Raw genomic sequence first — 23,418 nt, 5'->3', positions numbered from 1 at the left:
ACCCCCACCAGGAGTCCCGCATGAAAGCCTATTCCGTCAACAGCCCCGAAGCCGCTGCCCGCGTGCTGGCCATGGCCATGCTGGCCGACGGCCAGTACTCGATGACCGAGATCCGTGCCCTGGACCGGCAGCAGGCGCCCGAGCGCCTGGGCCTGAGCCCCGAAGCCTTCAAGGCGGTGGTGGACGACTTCTGCCAGGACCTGCTGCTGGCCGGCGGCGGGCAGTGGACCGGCGTGGTCGACCCCGCCATCCGCGACCAGCTGATGAGCGAGGTCACGGACCGCGGCCTGCAGGACCTGATCCTGCTGCAGTGCGAGACGCTGATGCTGTCCGACGGCCATCTGGCCGATGGCGAGGTGGAGCTGCTGGATGCGCTGAGCGCGGCCTGGCGCCGGCCGGTGCTGGTGTGACGCCATGAAAACACTCATCTGGAGTCTCACCGCGCTGCTGGCGGCCCTGTGGACCGGCTTCATCGCCGCCGTGCACCAGCTCACCGGCTGGCTGCTGTCGGCCATCGACACCGGGTCGCTGCAGGGCGCGGCGGGCACGGTCGGTGGTCTGGCGCTGCCGCCCGTGCCCGCCTGGCTGGAGCCCTGGATCGACACCGCGTCGATCGCCGCCCTGCAGTCGTTCGTGGTGTCGCTGGTGGAATGGCTGGGCGCGGTGATGCCCTCCGGCGACGCCCTGATGGCCTGGGTCGGCCCGCTGCTGTGGGTGGGCTGGGCGATGGTGCTGGTGCCGATGCTGGCCATCGCCGGCCTGCTGCACTGGCTGGTCGGGCGCACCACGGCGCAGCAGACCGGTGCGAGGCCTGTGGGCGCATGAGCGCCATCCGGAGGATCGTCCGGTGAACGGAGGGCATCGCGCAGCGCCTGCGCGGCGCGGCCTCCGAGGGACCGCAGGCCTTGCGCCTGTCGCTGCGGGAGCTGCTGCAGCTGCACGGCGAGGGATCGGGCGCGGTGCTGCTGATGCTGATGGCGCTGCTGAGCACGGCGCCCATCGCCGGGGCGGGCACGGTGCTCAGCCTGGGCATCTTCGCCCTGGCCGGCGCCTGGCTGCGCGGGCGCGACACCCTGCCCCTGCCCGAGCGGCTGGCGCGGCTGACCCTCAACGAAACCTGGACGCGCCGCTGCCTGCACGGGCTGGCCTGGACATACGAGCGCGCCGAGCGCTGGATGTGCCCGCGCTGGCAGGCGCTGTGCCATGCCCGCGCCAGGTTCTGGTGGGCGCTGTGGATCGCGCTGATGGCCGCGCTGATCTTCCTGCCGCTGCCGCTGGGCAATGTGCTGCCCGGCACCAGCCTGATGCTGCTGAGCCTGGGCTGGCTGTTCCGCGACGGCATCGCGCTGCTGCTGTCCGCGGCCACCGGCGCGGTGGGCGTGGGCTACGCCATTTCGGTCGGCCACCTGGCGCTGGCGGCCTGGCAGCACATGGGAACGTGGTTCGGACTGTGACGCCCGGTCAAAGGCGTGAGAAGAAGACGGCGCTCATCACCAGCCCGGTGGCGATGACGCCGCGCCGGACCCAGGCCACTGGCAGCGCCTTGGACCAGCGCGCGCCGAAGTAGCCACCCGCCGTGGCCGCGACCATCATCAGCAGGCCTTCCTTCCAGGCGATCGCGCCCGCGACCACGAAGGCGGCCACGGACAGCCAGGACAGCACCAGCGAGTTGAGGTTCTTGAGCGCGTTGACGGTGTTCAGCCGTGTCTCGCCGGCCACCGTGTACAGCGCCATCAGCAGGATGCCCAGCCCGCCGTTGAAGTAGCCGCCGTAGATGGCCACCGCCATCAGGCCGGGTTCGCGCCAGCGCGCGAGGCCATGACCACTGGCCGAGGCCGCCATCGCCCGGCGGGCGATGGCCGGACCGGCCGCAAACAGCACGGTGGCGAACAGCAGCAGCCAGGGCACGATGCCGGTGAACAGCTTGGCGGGCGTGACCAGCAGCAGCAGCGCACCCACGACACCGCCGATGGCCGCGATCAGCGTCTCGCGCCGCAGCCGCTGCGCCGGCAGTTCGCGCAATTCGGCCCGGAAGCCCAGCGTGCTGCCGAGATAGCCGGGGCTCACCGCCAGCGCGCTGGTTGCGTTGGCGACGATGGGCGGCACGCCGGTGAACACCAGCGCGGGAAAGGTGAGGAAACTGCCGCCGCCAGCGATGGCATTGAGGGCCCCCGCGCCGAACGCGGCGGCCGCCAGCAGCGGCGCGGAACTCAGGAGGTCCAGGCCGGACTCACTTGGCAGCGGGGATGGCCACGTAGCGGAAGCCCTTGCCGCGCATGCAATGGGCCACCATCTGCTCGCGCTCGTCCTCGGGCACCTTGGCCAGACCGACCTGGTACTGGCAATCGGAGAGCTGGGTGTAGGTGTCGTCCTTGCTGGCCTTGGGTTTGACCCACTCGGCCTTGGGGGTGGACGAACAGGCAACCAGGGACAGCAGCAGGGCGGCGGCGGCGAAGACGGTCTTCATGGATGGGGCGGGGTCGGTTTTCAGAGGGAGGCCAGCATACCAAAGCCCCCCGTCCCCGAGCTGCAACCAGATGCATCGCCCCGCGGGCGGGCGGCCTATCGCGAGCGGCCGAGCTTGTCCTGCAGGCGTCCCAGCACCTCGCTGACCGTTTGCGGGTCGGCGGTGGTGCCACCGCAGGCGGTCAGCTCCTGCTCGGCCAGCGAGAGGTTCAGGCGCACATAGGTGCTGTCCAGTGCGTGGCGCGTGGCCAGCAGCTGCTGGGCGATCTTGGCGCAGTCGGCCCCCTCTTCCAGCAGCCTCTGCAGGCCGCGCACCTGGCCCTCGGCGCGGCGCAGCCGGTGCATGAGCTCGGCCTTGCGTTCGGTGGCCAGGGTGCGCGGCGCGGTCATGGACGGCTCCGGTCCAGCTCAGGCGGAAACCGGCGTGATGGCGGCCACCGGCTCGGGCGCGAGCAGCGAACCGTCGCGCAGGCCGCGCACGGTGGCAAAGCCCAGCCACAGCACCACCATGGACGTGGCGGCCAGCAGCAGCACCGCCGCGGTCTGCATCAGACCACCGGGCTGCTCCTGCAGCGCCAGCAGGCGCAGTGTCAGGGTGGTGAAGGCCGCGAGCGGGAAAGACAGGGCCCAGAACGGGATGCCGAAGGGCTGCGCCACCGCCCGCTTGAGCACCGGCAGCACCCACAGCAGGAAGAACAGCGCGATGCCCCACATCGCCTGCGCCGCTCCGAGCGGCGCCTGCCCACGCTCGACCAGCTGCGCCAGCACCAGACCGACCACGGCCGGCGGCGCGACGGTGATCATCCAGGCCGGCAGCAGGCGTTCGGGCAGCGGGCTGTGCGCGATGCGCCTCGCCAGCATCAGCGCCAGCACCACCGGCCAGAAGAAGGCCCCGATGCCGAACTGGGCCGCGGCCCAGTCGCCATGGCCCAGCGGGACGCCCGCCAGCGGCGCGAGCACATTGCCCACCACCGGGATCAGCAGCACCGGCGTGACCGAAGGCCACAGCCCGGTGTTGCCCTGCGTGGCACCCACCGCAGGCGCGAGCCAGCGGCCCAGCACCCACAGCGTGGCCCAGAGCTGCATCAGGCTGCCGGTCCACCAGAGCGCGCGCCACACCGGCGCCAGCTCGCCCGAGGCACCGCCCAGCGCCACCCCGACCGTCGCCAGCAGCAGCAGCGACACCGGGAACGCGGCCACGAAGGCGTGGCGCACCGGGTGCTTCAGGTCCTCGGCCAGCGCCGCCGGATAGCGCTGCCAGCGCAGCAGCGAAGCCACGAGCAGCACGGCAAACACGACCAGCGCCACCAGCCCCGCCACCAGCGCCAGCCCCCCGGCCATCTCGCCGAGCAATGGCCCGGCCCGGTGCCAGGCCAGCGCGAGGCCGCACAGGCCCATGACCAGCGAGAACCAGCCGGGCATGAGGAATTTGAGGGGCGTAGGACTGCTCATGTCACCGGCTTACTTGGTGGAGCAGGCGCTGCCGCCTTCGCGGATGCCCATCTTCTTGAAGAGGATGGCCGGCGGGCAGAAGCCCGTGATGCCCGACTGCGCCAGGTTGAAACCAGCGAAGGCGGTCAGCGCAAGGAACCACTCGCTGACGAAGATGGGGCTGCCGTGGTAACCCAGGGCGAGCGAGATCAGCACGACGGTGCCGGCCATGATGCGGATGAGACGTTCGACGGTCATTTCAGACTCCTTGAAAAAAATGGAAGCACACAGGGTCACGCCGCTTCGTACTTCTTGCGGTACATGGCGTAGTAGAGAACAGGGATGACGACCAGGGTCAGCATGGTCGACACGGCGATGCCGAAGATCAGCGCAATGGCCAGGCCGTTGAAGATCGGGTCGTCGAGGATGAAGAAGGCGCCCATCATGGCGGCCAGGCCGGTCAGCGCGATGGGTTGCGCGCGCACCGCGGCCGACTGCACCACCGCCTGCGCAAAGGGCACACCGCGTTTCGTTTCCAGCTCGATGAAGTCCACCAGCAGGATGGAGTTGCGCACGATGATGCCGGCCAGCGCGATCATGCCGATCATGGACGTGGCGGTGAACTGGGCCTGCAGCAGCGCGTGGCCGGGCATCACGCCGATCATGGTCAGCGGGATGGGCGCCATGATGATCAGCGGCGTGACGTAGCTCTTGAACTGCGCCACCACCAGCAGGTAGATCAGGATCAGGCCGACACCATAGGCGGCGCCCATGTCGCGGAAAGTCTCGTAGGTGATCTGCCACTCGCCGTCCCACTTCACCGCGTATTGGCGGTACGGGTCCTTGGGCTGGCTGATCCAGTACTCGCCAAGCTCGCCGGTGTTGGGCAGCGCGGCGTCCTTCATGGCCGGGCGGATGCCGAACAGGCCGTACAGCGGCGAGTCGAGCTGGCCGGCCATGTCGCCGAACACGTAGGTGACGGGCAGCAGGTCCTTGGTGAGGCGCGGCTGGTCGATCACGCCGCGTTCGACGGTGACCAGTTCGGACAGCGGCACCATGGCGCCGTTGGCGGCCTTCAGCGGCAGGGCCAGCACGGCGTTCAAGCCCACCTGCGCTTCGCGCGGCAGCTGGATGCGCACCGGCACCGCGAACTTGGCGTGGCCGTCGTGCAGGTAGGCGGCGTCGGAACCCGAGAGCGCGGCGTACACCGTCTGCGCGATGACCTGCACCGGAATGCCCAGCGACTCGGCGCGCTGGCGCTGGATGCGCAGGAAGGCGCGCGGCGCGTTCTCCTTGAGCGAGGTGTCCACGCCCACGATGTCGGGCGTGGCGGCAAAGGCCTTGGCCACGCGCTGCGCCAGCTCGGCACGGCCGGTCTGGTCGGGGCCGTAGACCTCGGCCACGATGGGCGACATCACCGGCGGGCCCGGCGGCACTTCGACCACCTTCACGCGCGCGCCGTGGGCGGCGGCGATCTTCTCCAGTTCGGGGCGGTGGCGCTGCGCGATGGCGTGGCTCTTTTCGCTGCGGTCGTGCGCGCCGACCAGGTTGACCTGCAGGTCGCCGCCTTCGGCCTCGGCGCGCAGGTAGTACTGGCGCACCAGACCGTTGAAGGTGATGGGGCTGGCCGTGCCAGCGTAGCCCTGCACGTTGGCCACTTCGGGCTGCATGGCCAGCCAGGCCGTCATGTCCTGCAGCGCGGCGGTCGTGCCTTCCAGCGGGGTGCCGGCGGGCATGTCGACCACCACCTGGTACTCACTCTTGTTGTCGAAGGGCAGCATCTTCAGCACCACCCACTGCACCACGGCCAGGCCCACGGACAGCAGCAGCGCCGCGAGGATGCCGGCCAGCAGCAGCCAGCGCTTGCGGGCGCTCTGCAGGAAGGGCGTGAGGATCTTCGTGAAGGTGTTCTGCAGCGCGCTGGTGAGCTTGCCCGGGCCGTGGTCGGCGTGGCCGTCGGCCTTGGTCAGCTTGAGGGCCAGCCAGGGCGTGACGGTGAACGCGATGGCCAGCGAAATCGCCATGCCCATGCTGGCGTTGATCGGGATCGGACTCATGTACGGGCCCATCAGTCCGGACACAAAGGCCATGGGCAGCAGGGCCGCGATCACGGTGAAGGTGGCCAGGATGGTGGGACCGCCCACCTCGTCGACCGCACGCGGGATGATGAGCGACAGCGGATCGTGCGGCGTGAGCATGCGGTGGCGGTGGATGTTCTCCACCACCACGATGGCGTCGTCCACCAGGATGCCGATGGAGAAGATCAGCGCGAACAGCGACACGCGGTTGAGCGTGAAGCCCCAGGCCCAGCTAGCGAACAGCGTGGCCGTGAGCGTGAGGATCACGGCCGCGCCGACGATGACCGCCTCACGCCGGCCCAGCGCCAGGCCCACCAGCACGATCACGCTGGCGGTGGCGAAGATCAGCTTCTGGATCAGCTTGTTGGCCTTGTCGGCCGCGGTCTGGCCGTAGTCGCGCGTGATGCTGACCTGCACGTCGTCCGGGATGACCGTGTTCTTCAGGTTGTCCAGCCGCTCGGCGGCGCCGCGCGCCACGTCCACAGCGTTCTCGCCGGGCTTCTTGGTGACGGTGATGGTCACGGCTGGGTGGTTCTGGCCTTGCTGGGCGGCGTGCGCCGCATCCGCCACGCCGGGCGTGAACCACACATAGCGCTGCGGCAGCTGGGCGCCGGCCTCGACGCGCGCGACCTCGCGCAGGTAGACCGGGCGACCCGCGTTCACGCCAACCACGATGTCCCCCACGTCCTGCTCGTTCTGCAGGAACTCGCCGGTTTCCACCGACAGCATGCCGGGCTCGCCGGGGGCCGGGTTGGGGTTGACCACCGCCCCCGAAGGCAGCGCCTGGTTGGCCGCCGCGATGGCGCCGTGCAGCTGCTGCACGCTCACGCCGCGCTCGCGCAGCTGGTTGGGGTTGAGCCACACATGCACCGCGCGGCCGGGGCCGCCGATGGTGACCACCTCGCGCGTGCCGGGCACGCGCTTGAGTTCGGTCTCGACCGCGTGCGCCACGCGCTCAAGGTCGTGCGCGCTCTGCGCGTCGACCGTCCACAGCGTGGCCGCCAGCACCGGCACGTCGTCGATGCCCTTGGGTTTGACGATGGGGGTGAGCACGCCCAGGCCCTGCGGCAGCCAGTCCTGGTTGGCGTTGAGCACGTCGTACAGGCGCACCAGCGCCTCGGTGCGCGGCACGCCGACCTTGAACTGCACCGTCAGCACCGCGACGCCCGGGCGTGCGACCGAATAGCTGTGCTCGATGCCCTGGATCTGCGAGAGCACGTGTTCGGCCGGGGCGGCGACCATCTTCTCCACGTCGGCGCTGGACGCGCCGGGGAAGGGGATGATCACGTTGGCCATGGTCACGTTGATCTGCGGTTCCTCTTCGCGCGGCGTGACCAGCACGGCGAACAGGCCGAGCAGCAGCGCGACCAGCGCCAGCAGCGGCGTGATGGCGTTGGCCTGGAAGGCCCGCGCCACGGAACCGGAGAAGCCCAGCTTCTCCAGCGGGGAAGACTCGTTGGGATGGCTCATGGTGGCCCCTTACTTCGTCACGGGCGTTGCGCCGGCCAGACCGGCGCGCACAGGATCGAGCGCCACCTGGTCGCCGGCCTTCAGGCCCGCCAGCACCTCGACACCGTCGCCGTGTGTGGCACCGGTGCGCACCGCGCGCAGCGCGAAGCCTTTCGCGGCGTCGCCCTTGGTGGTCACGACGTAGACGCCGGTCAGCTCACCCCGGCGCAGCAGGGCTGTGGCCGGCACCACCAGGCGCTGCGGCGCGGCCTGGGCGGCGCTGCCGACGAAGCGCACCTTCACCTGGCGGCCGGGCACCTGACCGGCGCCATCGGCGTCGCTCAGGTTCAGGCGCCACTCCACCGTCTGCGACACCGGGTCGGCGGCGGGCACGGTGGTTTTGGCGGCGGGGCTGACCCACTTGTCTGTGCCGGGCAGTTGCACCTCGACCTGCGAGGCCGCCAGCGCCAGCGGCTGCTGCGAGGCCGGCACATGCACCACGGCACGGATCGGTTGCGGCGCGTAGACGGTGAGGATGGGCGCGCCGGGCATGGCCAGGGCGCCGGCCTCGGCGTGCGTCGCCAGCACCCAGCCGTCGTAGGGCGCGGTCAGGCGGGTGAAACCCTGGGCCACGCTGGCCTGGGTCTGGCCGGCGCGGGCGGCGGCGGCGCCGGCTTCGGCGGCGCGGTACTGGGCCAGCGCCGAATCGAGCGCAGCCTGTGCGATGAAGCCCTGCGCGCGCAGTTCTTTCGTGCGCTCGTAGGCCGCCCTGGCGTTGGCCAGGCTGGCCTGGGCCTGCGCGACGCCGGCCTGCGCCTGCGCCACGCCGGCCTGGGTCGCGCGGTCGTCGATCACGGCCAGCACCTGGCCGGCCTTCACGCGGTCACCGGCCTTGACCGACAGCGTGGCGATGCGTCCGCTGGCCTGGGCCGAAAGCACGCTCTGGCGCACCGCCTGCAGGCTGCCGTCGAATTCGGCGCTGCCCGCCACCGCCTGCGCGCCCACAGCGACCACGGGCACCTGGGGGCCCGCCGAAGCGGGGGCCGGATCGGCGGCCTGGGCAGCGCCCATGGCGAGCAGGCCGGAAGCCAGCAGCAGGCGCGCGGAGCGGACCGGGTTCAGGGAAAGAAACAACGGGGCGTGTGCATGGACGGGCATGGCAATCTCCTATACCTGCCGCAGTATACACACATACCCCCAGGGGTACAAGACATCTTCGACCGCCGTTCATCGGCGGCAGAGCCTCAGCGGCGCTGCCGCGCCAGCACCCAGGCCGCCCCGAAGAAGCTCAGCGCCGCCGCCACCAGCACCGCGTAGGCCGCGCGCAGGCCGAAGTGTTCGGCCAGTTCGCCCATCAGCAGGGCCGCAATCTGCGCCCCGACGGTGAAGGAAATCATCAGCAGGGCCGACAGGCGCGGCGCCTCCTGCGGGAAGCCGCGCAGCGCGATGCCCAGCAGGATGGGGAAGCCCACCGAAACGCCCAGGCCGGTGAGGTAGTTGCACAGCGCCAGCCAGACGAAGGGCGCATCGGCCGGGCTCAGCCAGACGCCCGTGATCGCCAGCGCCGCCAGCGCGCCCAGGCCCTGGATCTTCTGTTCCATGCTCCAGCGGCTGTGCACGAAGGCCTGCCAGACCCGACCGGTGACCATGCCGGCCATCAGGAAGCCCAGGGCCATGCGGGCCACCTGGTCGCTCTCGCCCAGCGCCTCGGTGGCGAAGCTCACGAACCAGAAGTACTGGCCCCATTCGCACAGGCCGCTGCACACGCCGGCGAACAGCACCCAGCGCACCACCGGCTGGCGCAGCAGGCCGCCGTAGTCCAGCGGCTGGTGCACTTGTCCGGTGGCCTCGGCGTGCGCGTGGTCGCTGCGAAAAGCCACGCTGCGCAGGTGGCGGCGCTGCAGCGTCATCAGCAGCATCACCAGCGCCATGAAGCCGAACACCACATAAGGGCCGCGCCAGTTCGGGTTGGCCGCCAGCACCGCTGCCGCCATCAGCGGCGAGAACATGGTGCCCAGGCTGTAGCCGACGTCGACCAGGCTGATGATGCGGGCGCGCTGCTCGGGCTCGTCGCTCAGTTCGGCCAGCAGGCCGTGGCCGACGGTGAACAGTGCGGTCTCGAAGGTGGCGATGGTCACCATGAAGAAGGCCAGCCAGCCGAAGCCGGGCGCCAGCAGCACGCCCGCCAGCGCCACCACCACGGCCGCGGTGTAGGCGCGCAGCAGGCGCCGCGGCGGGAAGCGCTTGGCGATGGCACCGCCCAGCAGCGAACCGACCGCGCCGCCGGCGCTCCAGATCGCCATGAGCCAGCCCATCTGCTGGAAGGACACGCCCATCTGGGCGCGCAGGTTGGGCGTCACCGCCCCCAGCAGCGCCCCGAAGATGCCCCAGGTGAGGGCGCAGTACAGGATGATCCAGGCGACATAGGGCAGGCCGCGCAGGGTTTTCAGCGGGGCGGCCAGGAAGGCGGTAGCGGCGTTCACATCAGGCTTTCGATCGGGTTGTGCAATCGATTGTCTTCCGGGAACCACTCCGGTGCCCGGCGGGGCCAGCAAATGAACCTGTGTGGTAACCGGGTTCTACGCCGGATCGGCGAACGGCACGCGCGGGGCCACCGCGCAGAGCAGCTCATAGGAAATGGTGCCGGCCGATCGCGCCACCTCGTCCACCGGCAGCTCGGCCCCGGTCGACGGCGAGACACCCCAGAGCACGACCTCGCTGCCGATGCCGGCTGGCACGCCGGCGGCGTCCAGCGGCTCCAGGTCGACGGCGATCATGTCCATGCTGACGCGGCCGACGGTGCGGGTGCGCACACCGCTCACCAGCACCGGCGTGCCGGTGGGCGCGTGGCGCGGATAGCCGTCGGCGTAGCCGCAGGCGATGACGCCGACACGCATGGGCTGCTCCGCGGTGAAGGCCGAGCCGTAGCCCACGGTGTCGCCGGGCTGCAGGCTCTGCACGCCGATGACTTTGGTGGTCAGGCTCATGGTGGGTTGCAGGCCCCAGCCGGCCGCGGTGTTCTCGGGGTGGTCGGGCGCTCCGCCGTAGAGTGCGATGCCTTCGCGCACCCAGTCGGCCGCCAGCGTGCTCACGCCCACGCCGCGCAGCGGGCTTTGCGCATGGCGCAGGATGGCCGCGCTGTTGCACAGGCTGCGCTCACCGGGCAGGTCGGCGGTGGCGGCCTCGAAGGCGGCGACCTGGTGGGCGATGCCGCGCGGACCGTCGGCGTCCGAGAAGTGCGTCATCAGCGAGATCTCTTCCACCTGCGGCAGTGCGTTCAGCCGCGCCCAGGCGGCGCGGAATGCCTCGGGCCGGAAGCCCAGGCGGTTCATGCCGCTGTTGAGCTTGAGGAAGACGCGGTGCGGCGCGTGCGTCTTGTGCGCGGCCAGCCAGTCGATCTGTTCGGTGCAGTGCACCGCGTGCCAGATGTTCAGGCGCGAGCAGAGTTCGAGGTCGCGCGGCTCGAACACACCTTCGAGCAGCAGCAGGGGACCGCGCCAGTCGAGCGCGCGCAGGCGCTCGGCTTCGGCCAGGTCGATCATGGCAAACCCGTCGGCGCTGCGCAGGGCCGGGAACACACGCTCGATGCCGTGCCCGTAGGCGTTGGCCTTGACCACCGCCCAGACGCGGGCGTCGGGCGCGCGCACGCGGGCCTGGTTCAGGTTGTGTTCGAGCGCTTCGGGATGGACGGTGGCGAGGATCGGGCGGGGCATGGCGGAACCGGACGGGTGGGTGGCAGCAAAGGTCGGCGGAAAGCGCCGACTGTCGCACAAACCCGTCTCGCCACCACCGTTTCTCAGGGCGATTCATGCCGGAGCAGCGCCGCTTCTACAGCTTCTCGAGGTTCACGTAGACCATGGTCTGGTTGAGCAGCTGGTAGGCGATCTCGCCGAAGGTCATGGGCCCGGTGATCGGCCCGGTGCGCTGGCCTTCGAGCCCGCCGTACAGGTAGTTGAGGATGCAGTTGCAGCTCCAGCGCGCGCCCAGCGCGTCGCCCGGCAGCGACTGCGCAAACGAGCGGGCGTAGTCGGGCACCGGTTCGGCGATGCGGTACTCCACGTCGTCGAACACCGGGGCGTAGAAGTCCACGCGCCCGGCCGCCGCGTCCACCGCCTTGAACGAGACGTTGATCATCGCGCCCGAATAGTCGGCCACCAGCGGCAGCCGGGTGTCGATGCCTTTCTGCGCCAGGTACTGCGCCAGGTTCACCAGCTGCCCGTTGACGAAGCACTCCTGCGCCGAAAAGCCGGTGGACGGGAAACGGATCGCGTCGCCGCCGCCCGGCTGGAACAGGTTGAGGATGTCGATGCGCGGGTAGATGGACTCCGGCAGCGGTATGTGCACCGCCAGCGCCTTGTCGTGGCTGAACACCAGGGTCTGGCCGTTGGCCACCACCGGCGCGGCCTGGCCCAGGTCGTCCAGGTGCACGCCCGCGATCCAGCCCACCAGGGGCTTCATGTACATGTCCTCGAAGGCCGGTGCCTCGCGGGCGAAGCGCGAATGCACGTCGGAGAAGGCCGGCACGATCAGCACCGTCAGCCCGTGGGCCGGCGCGTCCAGCGCCACCCTGTGCAGGCTGGCGGCGTCGTACCAGCGCAGCTGCGGCGTGCCGGCGTGGGTGGGCAGCTCGGTGACGAAGAGCTTCTGGCGCGAGGTTTCGCCGCCGTCCTGGGCCATGAAGTACGGGATGCTGCCGGCCAGCCAGTTGCCCGGCGGCAGCCGGCGCAGCAAGGCCTCGTCGGCCGCGATCGAGAGGTAGGCGCCGCTGCGGATCGCCACCAGGGTGTCCTGCAGGTCCATCAGCGTGCCGCTGACGGGCCGCGCCGGCGGGGTTCGGGATGCGTTCATGTCGGGTCAACCCAGCCGCAGCTGGTCCAGTTCGTGGGTGAGCACGCGCTCGTTCTTGACGAAGTAGCGGTGCAGCTCCTTGAGCTTGAGCAGGCGCACCTCCTCGTCGTGGATCAGGTCCAGCTGCGAGCGCAGCTTGGTCAGCATCAGCTTGAGGCTGAGCACCTTGATGTCCAGGCTCAGGTCGCCGTCGAGCAGGCGCAGCCAGACCGGGTCGGTCACATCGGGCACGGCGGTGCTGGCCGGGGCCGGCCCGGTGGGCGTGGCCGCCGGGGCTTGCGCTGGTTCCGCCGGGCGCGCCACGGGCTCGGAGCCCCCGGCGCGCCCGGTGTCCAGCGCATAGCGGTAACGCCAGACGTCCTGCAGGCTCAGGTCCAGCAGCGTGCACACCGACTGCAGCGGCACACCCTCGCCAAACAGCGCGAACACCCGCGCCGCCAGCGCCCGGGTGAAGGGCATGCCGGGCTCGCCCATCCAGCCGATCCCCTTGGACTCGAAGCCCAGCGGCAGGATCACGTGCAGATGAAAACGGACCGGCCCGATCGCCAGGTGCTGCCAGACCGCCAGCTCCCCCGCCGGCGCCGACTTGGGCCGGCCGAACCAGCCGCGCTCGGGCTCCTGTCCGATCCAGACATCGCAGCGGCGCTTGCGCACGTCCAGGCGGTAGTCGCGAACTTCCCAGGGGCGCTCTATCAACAGCAGCTGCCGCAGCAGCGCCTTGTCGATGCTGATCATGTGGGTGTCTCCTCTTGTCGGTTTCGGAGCCGGCCGCAAGACCCGTTCCACCCCTTTCTTGCGCCAAACTGACACACCCGGCGCCATGCCTGCCGGCGCCCCTGACACCAGGCGCAACACCGTCCCGCGCCGGGGTGGGACGGTCAGGGTGGCGTGCTATAACCGCCGGATCGTTGGAGACAGCCCGAGGCCCCCCGCAGCCGCCACCCCCCCCGGACACCGAACGCCGGCCACAACAAGACCCTTGATGAAGCGCGGCTTCTACACCATCATGACGGCGCAGTTCTTCAGCTCCCTGGCTGACAACGCGCTGTTCGTGGCCGCCATCGAGCTGCTGCGCAGCCGCCACGCCCCCGAGTGGCAGAGCGCCGCCCTCGTCCCCCTGTTCGCCCTGTTCTACGTCGCCCTGGCCCCGTTCGTGGGGGCCTTTGCCGATGCGCGGCCCAAGGGCCAGGTGATGTTCATCAGCAACGCGATCAAGGTGGCGGGCTGCCTGCTGATGCTGATGGGTGTGCACCCACTCCTGGCCTACACCCTGGTGGGCCTGGGTGCTGCCGCCTACTCCCCGGCCAAGTACGGCATCCTCACCGAATTGCTGCCGCCCTCCCAGCTGGTCAAGGCCAATGGCTGGATCGAGGGCCTGACCATCGCCTCCATCATCCTGGGCGTGCTGCTGGGAGGCCAGCTCGTCGGCCCCTACCTGTCGTCGCTGCTGCTGTCGGTCGACGCGCCCGGGCTGACCACCGGCATCGACCACCCGGCCGAAGCCGCCATCGCGGTGCTGGTGAGCGTGTACGCGCTGGCCGCGGCCTTCAACCTGCGCATCCCGCTGACCGGCGTGACCCCGCGACCCATGCCCCGGAATCCGCTGGAGCTGCTGCCTGATTTCTGGCGCTGCAACGGCCGCCTCTGGAAAGACCACCTGGGTCAGATCTCGCTGGCCACCACCACCCTGTTCTGGGGTGTCAGCGGCAACCTGCGCTACATCGTGCTGGCATGGGCCGGCGCCGCACTGGGCTACACCACCACCCAGGCCTCGTCCCTGGTGGGCGTGGTGGCGCTGGGCACCGCCGTGGGTGCGGTGGTAGCCTCGCTGCGCATGCGGCTGGACCAGGCCACGCGCGTCATGCCCCTGGGCATCGGCATGGGCCTGCTGGTCATCGGCATGAACTTCATCGACAACGTCTGGGTGGCCGCGCCCTTCCTGGTGCTGCTGGGTGGCCTGGGCGGCTTCCTGGTCGTGCCGATGAACGCGCTGCTGCAGCACCGGGGCCACAACCTCATGGGCGCGGGCCGGTCCATCGCGGTGCAGAACTTCAACGAGCAGGCCTGCATCCTGGGCCTGGGCGCGCTCTACAGCTTCTCGACGGCGGCCGGCCTCTCGGCCTTCGCCGCCATCACCATCTTCGGCCTGATCGTGGCCGGCTTCATGTGGCTGATCATGAAGTGGCACCAGCACAACCAGCGCCACCACGGGGTGGAGCTGGAGCGGCTGCTGGAGATCGCCCGCCGGGACGACCTGCACGGCTAGAAATTGATGTTGGTCGGCTCGAAGCCGTCCAGATTGACCAGCCGGTGCTGCGCCAGCACCCGGTAGAACTCGGCCTCGCCCACCGAGCGGGAGAGGTAGGCGTCGCACCCCGCCAGACCCGCCTTGATGCGGTCCATGCTGCCGGCGGTGGGCGCAAACATCAGGACCACCGGTGCGCTGCCATTGGGCAGCTTGCGCTGCTTGGCGCTGCGGCAGACCGAGTAGGCATCGGCGTCACCCTTGATGCGGTCGATCGCCACCAGACGGTAAGGGTGCTCCTTGAGCAGGGCCAGCGCCTGGGGCGCCTCGCGCGACCAGTCGATGTTCAGGCCGTAGCGCTTGAAGCGCTTGTGCAGGATGCGGCCTTCCACCAGGCTTTCGGCCACCAGCAGCACGTCGCCGCGCTGGACCTCGGGCACCGCCGCCGACGTCCGGCTGTTCCTGGAGCGCATCGACCGGGATGACGGCGCGCGGGATGAAGGTGCGCGTGGGGACGGTGCGGGTGCGGGCACCGGCTCCAGCGCCCCGAAGTCGGTGACCCCCATCACCCCCACCGGCTGCGACGGCAACCGCGGCATGGGCGCCGCCACCTTGCGCAGCACCGGCGGTGCGGAGCCTGTCTGGCGCTCACGGACCATGGGGCGGGTGGGCGGAAACTCGGTGTCGGGCGAACGACGGCGCGTGCGCGCCACAGGGGCGGTGGGCGCAGCGGCCGGCCGCGCCCGTGCGCCCACCAGTTCGTCCAGCGCCGCCAGCACGCCCACCAGCTTGACCGGCTTGCGCTGCAGCGGCCAGCCCGTGCCCGCATCGTTGTGACCGATCAGCAGCACCTTGCCCTGCAGCTCGGCGTGGCGCACCAGGTGAACGGCCTGGGCGTTGTCGGCGTTGACCACCAGCACCTGCGCATCCAGCACCTCGTCCTGCACCACATAAGCCGGCGGTCGACGCGCCGCCAGCCGGAAGAACGACTCGAACGTGGCCGATTCGTTCTCGGGAAAACCGACCAGGGCCAACGAAAATGAGCCTGCCATTCACCTCTCCACCGAATACAAAGGGACTACCCAACTCCCACGAGTATGCCCGCTCGGCCGTCCCGGACTCTGCCATTGCCCGCTTGCGGAACGCCACAACGTGACACAGTGCCAGCCTGTGAGGTCCGCGCGAAACGGCCCCACGCCACCAACCACCTCATGAGGAGTGCTTCCGGTGTCCAGCATCTATGACTTCCAGGCCCAGTCGATCGACGGCCAGCCGGTACCGCTTTCAAAGTACCGCGGGCAGCCCATGCTCATCGTCAACACCGCCAGCGCCTGCGGCTTCACCCCGCAGTTCGCCGGTCTGGAGCAACTGCACCAGACCTACGGCGACCGGGGACTGGTGGTGCTGGGTTTTCCGTGCAACCAGTTTGGCAGCCAGGACCCGGGCAGCGACAGCGAAATCGCCACGTTCTGCCAGCGCAACTACGGCGTGAGCTTTCCGATGATGAGCAAGATCGAAGTCAACGGCGCCGAGGCCCACCCGCTGTACCGCTGGCTCACCGCCGAGGCGCCCGGGCTGCTCGGCAGCAAGGCCATCAAATGGAACTTCACCAAGTTCCTGGTCGGCCGGGACGGTCGCGTGATCAGACGTTACGCACCGCAGGACGCACCGCAGAAGCTGGCCGGTGACATCGAGGCCGCACTGGCCTGAGTCCGGGGCAGCGCCTCTGCCCGCCCTGTCCGATCATTCGCGCCATACGCAACACCGGGGTTTTCACGCGACCGAATTTCTGTGAACCTGAGGCCTGCGTCGTGATCCAACGTTGCAACTCCACAGGAGGTCGCCATGGACGTGATCAGCAGCTTCAGCGCCCGCTTCGAACGCACCCGTGAGGAAGAGATGTCCCTGGAGGACTATCTCGCGGAGTGCAAGCGCAACCCTCTGGCCTATGCCACCGTGGCCGAGCGCATGCTCAAGGCCATCGGCGAGCCGCAGATGGTCGACACGCGCAACGACCCGCGGCTCTCGCGCCTGTTCGCCAACAAGGTCATCAAGGTCTACCCGGCCTTTGCCGAGTTCTACGGCATGGAGGACTCGATCGAGCAGGTCGTGTCTTACTTCCGGCATGCTGCGCAGGGCCTGGAAGAGAAGAAGCAGATCCTCTATCTGCTGGGGCCGGTGGGCGGCGGCAAGAGCTCGATCGCCGAGCGGCTCAAGCAGCTGATGGAACTGGTGCCGTTCTACGCCATCAAGGGTTCGCCGGTCAACGAGTCACCGCTGGGGCTGTTCGATCCGGTGGAAGACGCGGCCCTGCTGGAAGAGCAGTTCGGCATCCCGCGGCGCTACCTCAACCGCATCATGAGCCCCTGGGCCGTCAAGCGGCTGGAGGAGTACGGTGGCGACATCCGGCGCTTCCGCGTGGTCAAGCGCCACCCCTCGGTGCTGCGCCAGATCGCGGTGAGCAAGACCGAGCCGGGCGACGAGAACAACCAGGACATCAGCTCGCTGGTCGGCAAGGTGGACATCCGCAAGCTCGAAACCTATGCGCAGGACGACCCCGACGCCTACAGCTACTCGGGCGGCCTGTGCCTGGCCAACCAGGGCTTGATGGAATTCGTCGAGATGTTCAAGGCGCCGATCAAGGTGCTGCACCCGCTGCTGACCGCCACGCAGGAAGGCAACTTCAAGGGCACCGAGGGCTTCGGCGCCATCCCCTTCGACGGCATCGTGCTGGCGCACAGCAACGAGAGCGAGTGGAAGGCCTTCCGCAACAACAAGAACAACGAGGCCTTCCTCGACCGCATCTACATCGTCAAGGTGCCGTACTGCCTGCGCGTGTCCGAGGAGGTGAAGATCTACGAGAAGCTGATCCGCCACTCCTCGCTCTCGCAGGCCACCTGCGCACCGGGCACGCTCAAGATGATGGCGCAGTTCTCGGTGCTCACGCGCCTGAAGGAGCCGGAGAATTCTTCGCTGTTCTCCAAGATGCAGGTGTACGACGGCGAGAACCTCAAGGACACCGACCCGCGCGCCAAGAGCTACCAGGAGTACCGCGACTTCGCCGGTGTCGACGAGGGCATGAGCGGCATCTCCACGCGCTTCGCGTTCAAGATCATCTCCAAGGTCTTCAACTTCGATTCGACCGAGGTGGCCGCCAACCCGGTGCACCTGATGTATGTGCTGGAGCAGCAGATCGAGCGCGAGCAGTTCCCGCAGGAACTGGAGCAGAAGTACGTCGGCTTCATCAAGGAGCAGCTGGCGCCGCGCTACGCCGAGTTCATCGGCAAGGAGATACAGACCGCCTACCTGGAGAGCTATTCGGAGTACGGCCAGAACATCTTCGACCGCTACGTCACCTACGCCGACTACTGGATCCAGGACCACGAGTACCGCGACACCGACACCGGCGAGGTGTTCGACCGCCAGTCGCTCAACGCCGAGCTGGAGAAGATCGAGAAGCCCGCGGGCATCAGCAACCCCAAGGACTTCCGCAACGAGATCGTGAACTTCGTGCTGCGCGCGCGCGCCAACAACGCCGGCCACAACCCGCTGTGGACCAGCTACGAGAAGCTGCGCACGGTGATCGAGAAGAAGATGTTCAGCAACACCGAGGAACTGCTGCCGGTGATCAGCTTCAACGCCAAGGCCAGCGCCGACGAGGCCAAGAAGCACGAGGACTTCGTCACCCGCATGGTGGCCAAGGGCTACACGCCCAAGCAGGTGCGCCTGCTGTGCGAGTGGTACCTGCGCGTGCGCAAGTCCAGCTGACCGCGGGGGCCGGCGTCCACCAGGAACACCCATGCTGCAGTCCATCATCGATCGGCGGCTGGCGGGCAAGAACAAATCCATCGGCAACCGGGAGCGTTTTCTGCGCCGCTACCGCGATCAGATCGGCGAGGCGGTGCGGCGCGCCATCAGCGGGCGCGGCATCCGCGACGTCGAACGTGGCGAGGAGGTCCACATCCCGCAGCGCGACCTGTCCGAACCCGAATTCCGCCACGGCCCCGGCGGCAAGCGCGAGGTGGTGCACACCGGCAACCGCGAGTACCTGGCCGGCGACCGCATCCAGCGGCCCCAGGGCGGCACCGGACAGGGCAGCGGAAGCGGCCAGGCCAGCGACAGCGGCGAGGGGGAAGACGACTTCACTTTTGCCCTCAGCCGCGAAGAGTTCATGCAGGTCTTCTTCGACGACCTGGCCCTGCCCAACCTGGTCCGCACCCAGCTGGCGCAGGTGCCCGAGTTCAAGACCCGGCGCGCCGGCTTCACCAGCAGCGGCACGCCCAACAACCTGCACATCGTGCGCTCGATGCGCGGCGCCTACGGCCGGCGCATCGCCCTGGGCGGCGCCGTGCGGCGGGAGTGCGCCGAGCTGGAAGAGCGCATTGCCGAGTTGCGCCGCCACGGCGACGACCCGGTGACCCGCAGCCAGGTGGCCGAGCTGGAGGCGCGGCTCAGGCAGCTGCGCTGGCGCATCGAACGCCTGCCCTACATCGACCCGATCGACCTCAAGTTCCGCAGCCATGTGCGGGTGCCGGTGCCCAGCGCCCGCGCCGTGATGTTCTGCCTGATGGACGTCTCTGGCTCGATGGACGAGCAGCGCAAGGACCTGGCCAAGCGCTTCTTCGTGCTGCTCTACCTGTTCCTGACCCGGCACTACGACCAGATCGACCTGGTGTTCATCCGCCACCACACCCAGGCCCAGGAGGTCACCGAGGACGAGTTCTTCCACGCCCGCGAAAGCGGCGGCACCGTGGTCTCCAGCGCGCTGGAGCTGATGGACCGCATCGTGCGCGAGCGCTACAACCCGCACGAGTGGAACATCTACGGCGCCCAGGCCAGCGACGGCGACAACTGGATGAACGATTCGCCCAAGTGCGCCGAGCTGCTGGACTCCCGCCTGCTGCCGGCCTGCCGCTACTACGCCTACATCCAGGTCACCGAGGAAGAGCAGAACCTGTGGCAGGCCTACGAGACGCTGAGCCAGGCACACCCCAACTTCGCGCTGCGCAAGGTCTCGACCGCGGCCGAGATCTACCCGGTGTTCCGCGACCTGTTCCGCAAGGAAGGAGCGCCGGCATGAGCGGTCTCCAGCACCCCCTGCCGATGCTGCCACGGCCGTCCGAGCCCCTGCCCGGCCCCAGCGACTGGACCTTCGAGCTGATCGAGCGCTACCACGAGGTGATCGAACGCACCGCGCGCCGCTTCGGCCTGGACACCTACGCCAACCAGCTGGAGGTGATCACCGCCGAGCAGATGATGGACGCCTACGCCAGCGTCGGCATGCCGGTCAACTACCGCCACTGGCGCTTCGGCAAGGAGTTCATCCTCACCGAGAAGAACTACAAGCGTGGCCACATGGGGCTGGCCTACGAGATCGTCATCAACAGCGACCCCTGCATCGCCTACCTGATGGAGGAGAACACGATGGCGATGCAGGCGCTGGTGATCGCCCACGCCGCCTACGGCCACAACAGCTTCTTCAAGGGCAACTACCTGTTCCGCATGTGGACCGATGCGAGCGCGATCGTCGACTACCTGGTCTACGCACGGAACTACATCGCCGAGTGCGAGGAGCGGCACGGCATCGACGCAGTGGAGGACCTGCTGGACTCCTGCCACGCGCTGCAGAACCACGGCGTGGACCGCTACCGCCGGCCCAGCCGCAAGTCGCTGGCGCAGGAACTGGCCGAGCGCAAGGACCGCGAGGCCTACGCCCAGCAGCAGGTCAACGAGCTGTGGCGCACGCTGCCGCGGCGCGCCGAGGCCGAGGGCGACGCCCTGGCCGTCAAGCGCTTTCCGGCCGAGCCGGAAGAGAACATCCTGTACTTCATCGAGAAGAACGCGCCGCTGCTGGAGCCCTGGCAGCGCGAGGTGGTGCGCATCGTGCGCAAGATCGCCCAGTACTTCTACCCGCAGCGCCAGACGCAGGTGATGAACGAGGGCTGGGCCACCTTCTGGCACCACCGCCTGCTCAGCGAGATGTACGACAACGGCTTCCTCACCGACGGCGTGATGTTGGAGTGGATCAAGTCGCACACCAACGTGATCTTCCAGCCCGGCGTCGGCGACCGCCGCTACAGCGGCCTCAACCCCTACGCCCTGGGATTTGCGATGTACACCGACATCAAACGCATCTGCGACGCCCCCACCGACGAGGACCGGCAGTGGTTCCCCGAACTGGCGGGCACGCCCTGGCTGCCCGCGCTGGACCACGCCATGCGCAACTTCAAGGACGAGAGCTTCATTGGCCAGTACCTCAGCCCCCGGCTGATGCGCGAGTTCCGCCTGTTCGCCCTGGTCGACGACGACCAGCAGGACACGCTGGAGGTCAGCGCCATTCACGACGAGACGGGCTACCGGCGCGTGCGCGAGACGCTCGCCCGCCAGTACGACCTGGGCTCGCGCGAGCCCAACATCCAGGTCTGGGACGTCAACCTGCGCGGCGACCGCTCGCTCACACTGCGCCACACCCAGCACAACGACCGGCCGCTGCACGAGAGTGCGGGCGAGGTGCTCAAGCACGTGGCCCGGCTGTGGGGCTTTGGCGTGCAGCTGGAGAGCGTCAACAGCAAGGGCGAGGTCACCCGGCGCCGCGAGGTGCCGGTGCGGGCCTGATCAGCGCCAGGTGCTGTGTCCGGTCTCGCGGCGCAGCAGGTCGGCCAGCGTCCGGCCCGGCTCGACCGGGAACACCGACGCCTCCACCTGCACCGCCTCCATGCGGTCGAGCCGGAAGTTGCGGAAATCCTGGCGCTGCTCGCACCAGGCCGCCAGCGTCCACACCCGGCCCCAGTAGAAACAGCCCAGCGGCCGCACCTGCCGCTCGGTGCGCCGCTCGCCCTGGTCGACATAGCGCAGTGTCACCCGTCGCCGCCCCTGCGCCGCCTCGCGCAGCGCCTGCAGGCGCTGGCCCAGCGCGGGCTCCAGCCCCACCGGTGCGATCAGCAAGGGCTGGCGCTCCACCTCGGCCCGCACGCCGGCGGGCAGCACCGACAGCACGCGCGACATCGCATCCGACGCGGCCAGCGCCATCGCCGGGTCCAGCCACTGCTGCGCCATGCGGGTGGCCAGCGCCAGGGCGCGCGCCTCGTCGACGGTGAACATCAGCGGCGGCAGCTCGAAGCCTGTGCCGAGCCGGTAGCCCACGCCCGCCTCGCCCTCGATGGGCACGCCCTGCGCCTGCAGGTCGGCCACGTCGCGGTAGACCGTGCGCACCGAGACCTCCAGGCGCCCGGCCAGCCAGGCGGCGGTGGACAGTCGGCGGCCACGGATCAGCTGGACCAGGGCAAAGAGTCGGTCGGCGCGGCGCATGGCAGGACGTCAGACCGTGGTCGACACCATGTCCAGTCGGGTGCGCTCCTCCGCAGTCAGCACGGTGGGTTCGACCACCGGGAGGCCTGTGGCGTCAAAGAACGGGTTGGCCTTGTATGTCCCCGACAGCCGACTGCCTGCGACGATCCGCAGGATGCGCGCCAAGGCTCTGGGGAGGCCGAATGCCCGCGGCTTGGGGTTGCCCAGTGCGCTCTGCGTGTTGGTACTTGCCAGCACAGGCCCGAAGGCCGCCTCCAGCGGCGCGCTGTCCAGACACTGCACGAGCAGGCCGGTGAACGGCATGTTGCGGCTGCTCATGGTGTTGCCCACCGGGGTGCGGCAACACGCGGCGTACCAGCGCAGCATCCCCTTGGACGACAGGCGCATCACCGAGAGGTGTTCGATGCCCTGGATGAACCGGATGCGGTGCGGCGCCAGCTGCACCACGTCCGAACCGCCCTGCGCATCCAGCACGCGCCCCGCCGGACCGAGGTAGCGAGCGAAGGCCTGACAGTCTTTGCAGTAGCACACCATGCGACTGGTCGGTCCACCCCGTTCGATCTGGCCTTGCAGCGCGCCGCAACGGCAGCGCAGGGGATGGGTCTCGGCGATCATGGGGGCTCCCTGAACAGATGGGCATCTATTGTGTGGTCATCTCGACAGGCGCAAGCCCCAACGCCTGCGGCTCGGCGCGCATCGCGTGTGCAATCAGCGCCATGTCCTTCGCCGACACCTCGAACAGGCCGTAGCGGAACTTCTGGCCCCAGTGGCGGCGGTCGTCCACGAAGTCCAGCTCATCGAGCAACGGTGCAATGGGCGCCGGCTCGGCCGCCACGTAACGGACATCGCGTCGGAACGGTACGAAGCCGTTGCCCATGTCGGCCTGGTAGGGCGGGCGCGCCTCCACCATGCCCAGGCTGACAAAGCTCTGCAGGCGGTCCTTGCCGCCCATCGTGGTCGAGGGCGCGTAGTAGGCGACCACGTCGCCAGGTGCCAGCCGCCGCAGTGGCCCACCCTTGCCGTGGCAGACCTGCATGAACCCCACCGGCGCATGGTCGCGGCCGCGCTGCGCGTGTTCGGCGCAGGCCACCGCGATCCAGCACCGGGGCTGTAGGGTGGTGGCGGCGTTCATGCCAGCGCGTGAATGCCCACGCGGTTGCCTTCGCTGTCGATGATGTGGGCGAAACAGCCCATGCCGTCAGGCAAAGTCACCTTGGAAAGCGCCAGGCGACCGCCGGCGGCTTCGATGCGCGAGAGCCAGGGTTCGAGGGTTTCACCGGCGTTGAGGTAGACCACCGTGCCTTGCGCGGCCGGCTGCATGGCCGGACTCTTGAACAGCGCGCCACGCACATCGACTTCGCGGTCACCCGGGAAAACCGCCAGCTCCTGGCCAGGGCCGCCAAAGGCCTCGCGTTTGAGGGACTGGCGGGTCAGCGCCTCGTAGAAGCGCACGGCGCGGTCCATGTCGGCGACGGGGATTTCGAACCAGTTGAGGGTGTGTGCCATGAAAGACTCCGGGTGGTGGTTGAACAGAACCCGGAGTCTGCGGACCCCCTGCTGCCAACGCCTTGTCAGCAGACTGGCAGCGGCTGC

General features: G+C 69.2%; 24 protein-coding genes. 8 read left to right on the top strand and 16 right to left on the bottom strand.

Annotation, left to right across the window (positions count from 1 at the left end; all coding sequences use genetic code 11):
* The first annotated feature begins 20 nt into the window (after positions 1-20).
* From BC358_RS15040 to BC358_RS15030, 3 genes are read left to right on the top strand one after another with little or no spacing between them, the layout of a single operon-like run.
* The gene (locus tag BC358_RS15040) at positions 21-410 is read left to right on the top strand and encodes a hypothetical protein (protein ID WP_079366457.1); all 390 of its coding nucleotides are present in this window, start codon (positions 21-23) and stop codon (positions 408-410) included.
* A gap of 4 nt (positions 411-414) precedes the next feature.
* On the top strand, positions 415-825 hold the full coding sequence (locus BC358_RS15035) for a hypothetical protein (protein ID WP_066152442.1): 411 nt from the start codon (positions 415-417) through the stop codon (positions 823-825).
* Between the two features lie 35 nt (positions 826-860).
* Entirely contained in the window at positions 861-1,454 is a 594-nt protein-coding gene (locus BC358_RS15030) for an exopolysaccharide biosynthesis protein (protein WP_079366456.1), read from the top strand.
* A 7-nt stretch (positions 1,455-1,461) separates the two neighbouring features.
* Here BC358_RS15030 and BC358_RS15025 read toward each other — a convergent pair whose 3' ends face one another.
* The 11 genes from BC358_RS15025 to BC358_RS14980 all read right to left on the bottom strand — a co-directional run bounded on the left by BC358_RS15025 (position 1,462) and on the right by BC358_RS14980 (position 13,007).
* Positions 1,462-2,214, bottom strand: coding sequence for a sulfite exporter TauE/SafE family protein (locus tag BC358_RS15025; protein WP_079366570.1), 753 nt, complete (start codon positions 2,212-2,214; stop codon positions 1,462-1,464).
* A gap of 16 nt (positions 2,215-2,230) precedes the next feature.
* Positions 2,231-2,467, bottom strand: a complete 237-nt coding sequence (locus BC358_RS21920; RefSeq protein ID WP_143434321.1) for a hypothetical protein — start codon at positions 2,465-2,467, stop codon at positions 2,231-2,233.
* 95 nt (positions 2,468-2,562) lie between these two features.
* Positions 2,563-2,856, bottom strand: coding sequence for a metal-sensing transcriptional repressor (locus BC358_RS15020; RefSeq protein WP_066152432.1), 294 nt, complete (start codon positions 2,854-2,856; stop codon positions 2,563-2,565).
* A gap of 18 nt (positions 2,857-2,874) precedes the next feature.
* Complete coding sequence (locus BC358_RS15015) at positions 2,875-3,918, bottom strand: SLAC1 anion channel family protein (protein ID WP_079366455.1); 1,044 nt, start codon at positions 3,916-3,918, stop codon at positions 2,875-2,877.
* A gap of 9 nt (positions 3,919-3,927) precedes the next feature.
* Entirely contained in the window at positions 3,928-4,155 is a 228-nt protein-coding gene (locus BC358_RS15010) for a DUF2892 domain-containing protein (RefSeq protein ID WP_066152427.1), read from the bottom strand.
* Positions 4,156-4,190: 35 nt separating this feature from the next.
* Entirely contained in the window at positions 4,191-7,445 is a 3,255-nt protein-coding gene (locus tag BC358_RS15005; protein WP_079366454.1) for an efflux RND transporter permease subunit, read from the bottom strand.
* A gap of 9 nt (positions 7,446-7,454) precedes the next feature.
* Entirely contained in the window at positions 7,455-8,582 is a 1,128-nt protein-coding gene (locus tag BC358_RS15000) for an efflux RND transporter periplasmic adaptor subunit (RefSeq protein WP_256861531.1), read from the bottom strand.
* A gap of 86 nt (positions 8,583-8,668) precedes the next feature.
* Positions 8,669-9,907 (bottom strand): sugar MFS transporter, encoded by a 1,239-nt coding sequence (locus tag BC358_RS14995; protein WP_179130086.1) that lies wholly within the window; start codon positions 9,905-9,907, stop codon positions 8,669-8,671.
* Between the two features lie 96 nt (positions 9,908-10,003).
* Positions 10,004-11,137 (bottom strand): alanine racemase, encoded by a 1,134-nt coding sequence (gene alr / locus BC358_RS14990; RefSeq protein WP_079366568.1) that lies wholly within the window; start codon positions 11,135-11,137, stop codon positions 10,004-10,006.
* Between the two features lie 115 nt (positions 11,138-11,252).
* Positions 11,253-12,272 (bottom strand): hypothetical protein, encoded by a 1,020-nt coding sequence (locus BC358_RS14985; protein WP_079366452.1) that lies wholly within the window; start codon positions 12,270-12,272, stop codon positions 11,253-11,255.
* Positions 12,273-12,278: 6 nt separating this feature from the next.
* Positions 12,279-13,007: a hypothetical protein gene (locus BC358_RS14980; protein ID WP_218669498.1), complete on the bottom strand. Its 729-nt coding sequence runs from the start codon at positions 13,005-13,007 to the stop codon at positions 12,279-12,281.
* Positions 13,008-13,254: 247 nt separating this feature from the next.
* On the opposite strand from BC358_RS14980, the gene lplT reads away from it, so the two are divergent.
* Positions 13,255-14,538, top strand: a complete 1,284-nt coding sequence (lplT, locus tag BC358_RS14975; RefSeq protein WP_079366451.1) for a lysophospholipid transporter LplT — start codon at positions 13,255-13,257, stop codon at positions 14,536-14,538.
* On the opposite strand, the gene BC358_RS14970 is transcribed toward lplT, so the two are convergent.
* On the bottom strand, positions 14,535-15,569 hold the full coding sequence (locus BC358_RS14970; RefSeq protein ID WP_079366450.1) for a response regulator: 1,035 nt from the start codon (positions 15,567-15,569) through the stop codon (positions 14,535-14,537). The two genes, lplT and BC358_RS14970, sit on opposite strands and share 4 nt — an antisense overlap.
* Positions 15,570-15,744: 175 nt before the next feature.
* Here BC358_RS14970 and BC358_RS14965 point away from each other — a divergent pair, with 175 nt between their 5' ends.
* From BC358_RS14965 to BC358_RS14950, 4 genes are all read left to right on the top strand, one after another.
* Positions 15,745-16,227, top strand: a complete 483-nt coding sequence (locus BC358_RS14965; RefSeq protein ID WP_066152408.1) for a glutathione peroxidase — start codon at positions 15,745-15,747, stop codon at positions 16,225-16,227.
* Positions 16,228-16,362: 135 nt separating this feature from the next.
* A complete protein-coding gene (locus tag BC358_RS14960; RefSeq protein WP_066152405.1) occupies positions 16,363-18,285 on the top strand; it encodes a PrkA family serine protein kinase in 1,923 nt (640 codons plus the stop codon).
* 31 nt (positions 18,286-18,316) lie between these two features.
* Complete coding sequence (locus tag BC358_RS14955; RefSeq protein ID WP_218669497.1) at positions 18,317-19,597, top strand: YeaH/YhbH family protein; 1,281 nt, start codon at positions 18,317-18,319, stop codon at positions 19,595-19,597.
* On the top strand, positions 19,594-21,132 hold the full coding sequence (locus BC358_RS14950) for a SpoVR family protein (RefSeq protein ID WP_079366449.1): 1,539 nt from the start codon (positions 19,594-19,596) through the stop codon (positions 21,130-21,132). The genes BC358_RS14955 and BC358_RS14950 overlap by 4 nt, the downstream gene beginning before the upstream one ends.
* On the opposite strand, the gene BC358_RS14945 is transcribed toward BC358_RS14950, so the two are convergent.
* Genes BC358_RS14945 through BC358_RS14930 form a run of 4 tightly spaced genes read right to left on the bottom strand, consistent with a single transcriptional unit; the run spans position 21,133 to position 23,331 of the window.
* Entirely contained in the window at positions 21,133-21,825 is a 693-nt protein-coding gene (locus BC358_RS14945) for a YafY family protein (protein WP_079366448.1), read from the bottom strand.
* A 9-nt stretch (positions 21,826-21,834) separates the two neighbouring features.
* Entirely contained in the window at positions 21,835-22,440 is a 606-nt protein-coding gene (locus BC358_RS14940; RefSeq protein WP_079366447.1) for a DUF6151 family protein, read from the bottom strand.
* 25 nt (positions 22,441-22,465) lie between these two features.
* The gene (locus tag BC358_RS14935; protein WP_079366446.1) at positions 22,466-22,957 is read right to left on the bottom strand and encodes an EVE domain-containing protein; all 492 of its coding nucleotides are present in this window, start codon (positions 22,955-22,957) and stop codon (positions 22,466-22,468) included.
* Entirely contained in the window at positions 22,954-23,331 is a 378-nt protein-coding gene (locus BC358_RS14930) for a VOC family protein (protein WP_079366445.1), read from the bottom strand. Before BC358_RS14930 ends, BC358_RS14935 begins: the two co-directional genes overlap by 4 nt.
* Positions 23,332-23,418: the final 87 nt, after the last annotated feature.

The organism is Hydrogenophaga sp. H7, from assembly GCF_002025745.1.
Taxonomy (GTDB): domain Bacteria; phylum Pseudomonadota; class Gammaproteobacteria; order Burkholderiales; family Burkholderiaceae_C; genus Hydrogenophaga; species Hydrogenophaga pseudoflava.
Note: the sequence above shows the minus strand (reverse complement) of the source record. Positions and strands in the feature narration are given on the sequence as shown.